This window comes from Okeania sp. KiyG1 (genome assembly GCF_014132355.1).
Classification (GTDB): Bacteria; Cyanobacteriota; Cyanobacteriia; order Cyanobacteriales; family Microcoleaceae; genus Okeania.
The window spans coordinates 1-4,584 of sequence record NZ_BLZO01000151.1 but is presented as its reverse complement, the minus strand read 5'-3'; the positions used below and the strand labels follow the sequence as shown (position 1 = coordinate 4,584).

Sequence of the window (4,584 nt, the reverse complement as noted above, 5' to 3'; positions counted from 1 at the left end):
GATGAGTATGAACGCTTAATTACTAATAATCCTATTTTCCGTCGTCGGATTACGGGATTAGGTGTGATTAGTAGGGAAGAGGCGATTAATTGGGGGCTTTCTGGTCCAATGTTGCGTGCTTCAGGTGTTAAATGGGACTTACGGAAGGTTGACCACTATGAATGTTACGACGATTTTGACTGGGATGTTCATTGGGAAAAAGATGGAGATTGTTTGGCCCGATATTTTGTGCGTATTCGGGAAATGCGGGAGTCTGTCAAGATTATTCGTCAAGCTATAAAGGGTCTTCCTGGGGGACCTTATGAAAATCTGGAAGCAAAACGGATGGCTGGAGGGCCTAAGTCTGAGTGGAATGATTTTGATTATCAATTTTTAGGTAAGAAAATACCTCCTACTTTTAAGATTCCTGAAGGTGAACATTATGTTCGGATTGAAAGTGGTAAGGGAGAGATTGGGATTTACATTATTGGTGATAATAGTCCTTTCCCTTGGCGTTTTAAAATTCGGGCTGCTGATTTTGTGAATTTGCAGGTTTTTCCTCATATTTTGCAAGGTGCAAAAGTGGCAGATATTGTTGCTATTTTGGGTAGTATTGACATTATTATGGGGTCTGTAGATCGATAAGTAAAGTCAAAAGTCAAAAGGCAAAAGTTAAAAGTAACGCCGTGTGCAACTTTTTTCAACCGACGAAATTTAGGGAGTTTTGAGAACCAGGCTTTCTGCTAAAGATCCAGGAACCCTGATTATTTCGTAGAAAGTCGCACATCGCGTAAAGTAAGAAAATTTTATGAAAAGCCAAAAGTCAGAAAGATTTATTGATTTTCTGCTTTTGGTTTTTTTGAAGAAGGAAGAAGAAATAAGGAAGAAGGAAGAAGGAAAATACATTGGTCTATAAATCGATATCTTGTGAGTTTTGGTCTTATCTGTTTACGCAGCATTTCGTAGGAAACCGTATTGCCCACATTCCGCACTTCAATTTGTCACATGAAAATTAGTATAAAATCCGTAGCTTTGCTTAAGTATTTATACTATATAAATTATCTTCATTTACCTCGATAATGAGTCAAATTCTCAGTTAAATATTAAGTATAAATACTTGCTGAATCCTTCACTCCTATTGACCACTATAATTTTATTCTTAACTTTTGACTTCTTACTTTTGACTTTTAAGTTGTATTTTTATGTTACTTTAGTCATAAGTTAGAAGGCGTCAAACTATAGCTTATATCATGTCCGTTTGTATAGGAGCGTTTCAACAATTAATAATTAATAATTAATAATTACCTCTCCTTGAAAGCGGATAGGATTAACTCAAAGGAAAATTTTTTCTCTCTTGGTCGATTGGATATGGCGAGGAGACCTCGCCATCCCTCGACCGCTTGTTTCTCCTTTAAAGAAGAGGCTTTAAACCTTAATTATTCGGTAAAAGTTGGGTAAATATTTACCATATTTAAAGTTTTTCCTTTTTTAAATCTTCTTTCCTAGAAAACTAAAACGTAAGCATTCAGCCGTCAGCAATCAGCTATCAGCTATTACTTTTAGTTTACTATCGAAGCTTTATTAATTGTCTTACTAGAAAAGTAGGCTTAAAGTCTATTTTAATGTAAACACTGTCCTATATGAGAAAGTCTTGTTGCTGATAGCTGACAGCTAATAGCTGAATGCTTACACTAAAACCTTCTTTCTTCTTAACTTCTGACTTCATTAAAAACTATGGCATGGCTACCGGGAAAGAAACTATACGGCGATCGCTACATTATTCAAAAAGAATTGGGCAAGGGTGGCTACAGTATTACCTACATTGCTAAAACTAATAAAGGTGAGCTAGTAGTTATTAAAACTCTGAAAGATGAGGTATTTAAAGACAAAAATTTTACAAATTTCCTAGAAAAATATCAGCGTGACTTCCGAGATGAAGCTCTACGTCTTGCTCTTTGTCAACATCCAAATATTGTGCAGATAAAAAATGTTTTTACTGAGGGAAAACATCCCTGCATTGTGATGGAATATGTGGAGGGAGAAGATTTAGGAAAATTGGTAAAGCGAAAGGGAATGCTGTCAGAAAGTGAGGCGTTAATTTACATTAGGCAAATAGGGGAAGCTTTAACAGTAATTCATGGCAAAGGTTTACTACATCGAGATGTCAAACCAGATAATATTATTGTTCGTAATAGTAATAATAATCGAGAAGCAATTTTAATTGATTTTGGCATTGCTCGTGAATTTATTCCAGATTTAATTTTGACTCAAACTGTTGCTGGTTCAAATGGTTTTTCTCCGATAGAGCAATATGCGGAAAAGGCAAAACGGGGAGAGTTTACTGATGTTTATTCTTTGGCAGCAACTCTCTATTATTTACTAACTGCTGAAGTTCCTATTCCAGCACCAGCAAGAGCTGCCAGAATAGCTCTTAACCCACCGCAGCAGTTTAACTCAAAAATTAGCGATCGCATTCAAGCAGCTATTCTCAAAGGTATGGCATTTCATTCTGAAGAACGTCCGCAGTCAGTGGGAGAATGGTTATCCTCTTTTACAGAATTCAAAAGTCAAAATTCAACAGAATTCAAAAGTCAAAAGTCACAAGTCAAAAGTCAGAATTTATCAACTGAAAATTCTGAAAATACAATCACTTCTAAAGATTATTTTCCATCTGAAAGTACAGAATTCAAAAGTCAAAAGTCACAAGTCAAAAGTCAGAATTTATCAACTGAAAATTCTGAAAATACAATCACTTCTAAAGATTATTTTCCACCTGAAAGTACAGAATTAAAAAGTCAAAAGTCACAAGTCAAAAGTCAGAATTTATCAACTGAAAATTCTGAAAATACAATCACTTCTAAAGATTATTTTCCATCTGAAAGTACAGAATTAAAAAGTCAAAAGTCACAAGTCAAAAGTCAGAATTTATCAACTGAAAATTCTGAAAATACAATCACTTCTAAAGATTATTTTCCATCTGAAAGTACAGAATTAAAAAGTCAAAAGTCACAAGTCAAAAGTCAGAATTTATCAACTGAAAATTCTGAAAATACAATCACTTCTAAAGATTATTTTCCATCTGAAAGTACAGAATTAAAAAGTCAAAAGTCAAAAGTCAAAAGTCAGAATTTATCAACTGAAAATGTTGAAAATACAATAATTTCCAAAGATTATTTTCCACCTGAAAGTTTGGTTAGCTCTTTTAAGGAAACAGAAATTGACTATAGGCAACTAGAAAATTTTTTAGCAGCAGAAAAATGGCAGAAAGCAGATGCTGAAACTAGGGAAATAATGCTGAAAATTTTAGGTCGAGAAACTAGAGAATGGCAGGGAAAAGCAGAAATAGAAAAATTTCCTTGTACAGACTTAAGTATTATCGATCAACTTTGGATTAAATATAGTAATGGTAGGTTTGGTTTCAGCGTTCAAAAAGAAATTTGGCAGAGTGTTGGCGGTAAACCTGATGCTGACTATCAGACTTATATGAGGTTTATTGAAGAAGTGGGATGGCGGATAAATGAAAACTGGTTATCTTGGTTTGATTTGAATTTTAGTATTCATGCACCAGTCGGACATTTGCCTTGTGGAGTAGGGCGAGGAATGGTAGATTTTGCTATTGCTTTTTTATCTCGCATAGAAATTTGCGGAGTTGAGGAACCGAAAAATATTTCTCCTAATATTACTAGCAAAACAAAAATAGACTATTCTCCTCTAAGAAATTTTTTAGCTGAAGGAAAATGGAGAGAAGCAGATAGGGAAACTGTTGCTTTAATGTTGAAGGTAGCAGATAAAAATCAAGATGAAAAATTGAGTGTTTCAGATATAGAAAATTTTCCCTGTTCGGAGCTAGAAAAAATTAATCAACTCTGGGTAGATTATTCTCAAGGGCGTTTTGGTTTTAGCGTACAGAAATCTATCTATTTTAGTATGGTAAAAAGTATTGAAGAGAGGTTTGGTAAAAATCGTAAATATTACAAAATGATTTGGCAAAATTTTAGCGATGCTGTGGGATGGCAAGTGGCAGGTCAGGCAAAATATTATAACGATTTAGATTTTAGTTTAAATGCACCTATCGGTCATTTACCTGTTTCATGGTGCGTGAAATTTAAAGTGGAAAAATTTGGGGTTGGAGTATGGCGAGAAACCTTTTTTGAACGTGTGAATAATTGTCTACTTCATCCAGAAAAATTCCATATTGGGCAGAGTTAGAAAAATGTAATAAAAATAGAATTAAAATTATCCAAGGTGATATTACTCAACAGGAGGTTGATGCTATTGTTAATTCTACAGACCGCGCTCTTTCTGCTGGTTCAATGGTATCTTATTCGATTCATAAAATGGCTGGACTAGAACTTAATAAAGCTTGTCGAAAATTGATGACTTGTGAATATGGAGAAGCTAAAATTACCCGTGGTTATAATTTATCTGCTAAGTGGGTTATTCATACAGTTGCTGCTAGATGGCAAGGTGGAAATTTAGGAGAGAAGAATACACTGATGAGATGTTATGAAAATAGTTTGGCTTTAGCAGAAAAATATGGTTTTAAAACAATTGCTTTTCCTGCTATTGCGACTGGTGCTTTATTTTTTCCGGTGGAAGTAGCAG

The 4,584-nt window shown here is 34.4% G+C and carries 2 protein-coding genes and 1 pseudogene; all 3 read left to right on the top strand.

Translation table 11 applies throughout. The features are described 5' to 3' along the window. Window positions 1-624 (top strand): annotated as a pseudogene (locus SAGCYANO_RS34775) (NADPH-quinone oxidoreductase); the annotation flags it as partial. Between the two features lie 1,089 nt (window positions 625-1,713). Beyond that, window positions 1,714-4,188, top strand: coding sequence for a serine/threonine-protein kinase (locus SAGCYANO_RS34770; RefSeq protein WP_202224225.1), 2,475 nt, complete (start codon window positions 1,714-1,716; stop codon window positions 4,186-4,188). Continuing rightward, a partial coding sequence (locus SAGCYANO_RS34765) for a macro domain-containing protein (RefSeq protein ID WP_202224224.1) occupies window positions 4,146-4,584 on the top strand: 439 nt, incomplete at its 3' end. The genes SAGCYANO_RS34770 and SAGCYANO_RS34765, both read left to right, overlap by 43 nt.